Source organism: Phocaeicola sp. RTP21198st1_B8_RTP21198_201120 (assembly GCF_040929485.1).
Taxonomy (GTDB): Bacteria; Bacteroidota; Bacteroidia; order Bacteroidales; family Bacteroidaceae; genus Phocaeicola; species Phocaeicola dorei.
The window spans coordinates 4,568-6,613 of sequence record NZ_JBCOCI010000131.1; the positions used below are offsets into that span (position 1 = coordinate 4,568).

2 protein-coding genes are annotated in these 2,046 nt (G+C 56.8%); both read right to left on the minus strand.

Annotated elements, in window-relative coordinates; all coding sequences use genetic code 11:
* Positions 1 to 1,622 (minus strand): N-6 DNA methylase (locus tag AB5935_RS23015; protein WP_368327601.1); only part of this gene is annotated, 1,622 nt, incomplete at its 3' end.
* On the minus strand, positions 1,612 to 2,046 hold a 435-nt coding region (locus AB5935_RS23020), incomplete at its 5' end, for a DUF1896 family protein (protein ID WP_368327602.1). The genes AB5935_RS23020 and AB5935_RS23015, both read right to left, overlap by 11 nt.

Below are 2,046 nucleotides of genomic sequence, written 5' to 3' on the forward strand. Positions count from 1 at the left end.
CCGTTGATGGGCGGATTGGTGTCCCAATCCAAAGTAGCGTAAATATCATCCGGATCGGCTTTGGCTGCGACACTCACCGGCTTTGTTTCATGGCTGTCCCTGCTTTCCGTCGGCGGTGCGGCAGACGGCTGTGGCGGTGCGGTCGTAACCTTCGGCGTAACCTGCGCCTGCGGTTTGGGAGGCATGCGCCTTGCCGGGCTTTCCTTTTTCGCCGTCTTTTTCTTCTTGGCGGGTGCTTCCTGCTTGCGTACTTCCTCCGTCATGCCCCAGAGGTCGAGCAGGGAGAGCTGCACGCCCTCCGAATAATCGGGGCGGCGCGGCTCTATCTCCGACTTTTCTTCCTCCGGCTGCGGTGTTGCCGCTTCGGGCTTCACTGCCATTTCATGACGTGGCTGTATCTCAGGAGTGACAACCGGTGTGGAAATGGTTTCTGTCACCGTGCTTTTCCCCTGTGCCGGATGCAGGCTGTGCATTTCATACAGCTTTTTGTCCAACTTATACAGCTCAATATCCATATGTTCCCGCAAATCCTCCGCCATTTGCTCGATGCCGTCCCGGTGCATGACTTTATAGGCTGGTTTCCCGTAAGGGTCTGTGCCGCTTATCAGATCCGAGTGGGGAATCATGCCGATGCTGCCGACATACCCGTTCTGGAAACTACCTATCGGTGTCTTTTCCGTCTGCACGAACAACTCTTCATAATCGTACAGCTCCCGTTTCTTGCCGCTGTTCTTTTGCAGGATAATCAGGTCGCTACCCACTTCCGTACCCGCGTTGTCCGTGAAGAGGTTGTTCGGCAGGCGTGCGACTCCCACCAGATTGGCATTACGCATCATATACTCGCGTATGGGCGCGTTGGACGGTGCGTCCAGTACCCCTTGAGAGGTGATGAACGCCACGATGCCGCCCTCACGCACCGCGTCAAGGCTTTTCAGGAAGAAGTAGTTGTGTATTGCCTTCGGTGCGGAACGCCTTGCCGGGTCTTGGCTGCCCGTGAACTCCGGGTCGAACACAGCCACGTCGCCGAACGGGATGTTCGAGATAGCAAGGTCGAAATAGTCCGTGAATGGCTTCTCTATCTTCTCGAATCCCTGCACCCTTACCTTTTGGTCTGGATGCAGGTATCCCAATATTTTGCCCGTCATCAGGTCTTTCTCGAAAGCCATGATATCCGCGTCCGGCTTGTTTTCCAGCACGGCATCCACGAATGCGCCCACGCCCGCCGACGGCTCCAATACGCGATCGGGACGTATGCCGTGTTCATGCAGTACATCCGCGATAGTGCCGGTTATCTCCGGCGGGGTGTAGAAAGCGGTCAGCACGGACTGCTTCATGGCATCCACGTACCGCTTGTACTCCGTATCGTCCTTGCTGTTTTCACGCACCAGCCTGTGCAGCTCCACCGTAGGGGCAAACAGTTCGAGGTCCGATTTCGCCCAATGCACGGCATCCGTCAGTTCCTTTGCCGGGTTCAGTATGCACTTCAATCCGCCGAAACCGCAATACTTCCGAAGTATGGCTTGTTCCTCGGCGGTTGCCGTCCTCCGTTCCCTGTCAAGGATGAATGCCGTCCGTATCGCCTCGATGTTGTCCCGCAGCCGTTGTTTGCGGTTAAACGCCATACTCGTCGATATAAAGGACGGCGGCTCCCGTCAGCTCCGTGTAGAGCAGGTCGTATTCGGGCGACAGGGCGAAGTTGTCGTCCGAAAGGTCATAGGCGGAGAATACATTACCGACAGGCGGCAGCAGCTTTCGGATGAAGGCTTCGCGTTTCTTTTCCGGCACTTCGTTGGCAAACTCGTTTTCCACGACTTCGCGGAGGATGGCGTACTTGGAATAGCGAAGCCCCCGCAGGAGCGTGTCCATCGCCAACTCCTGCGCCCCTTCGGGCGGATAGCCTTCGAGCCGCACACGCTCATACGTTTCGGCGGCACGGTCGGCACGCTCCCGGATGAAGGCATCATCGGAAGCCTGTTCAAACCTGTTCCTGCGGAGGTAGTCCAGCAGGTACAGACCGTAATAGGAAAAGTCGGTCTGACCCTCGTT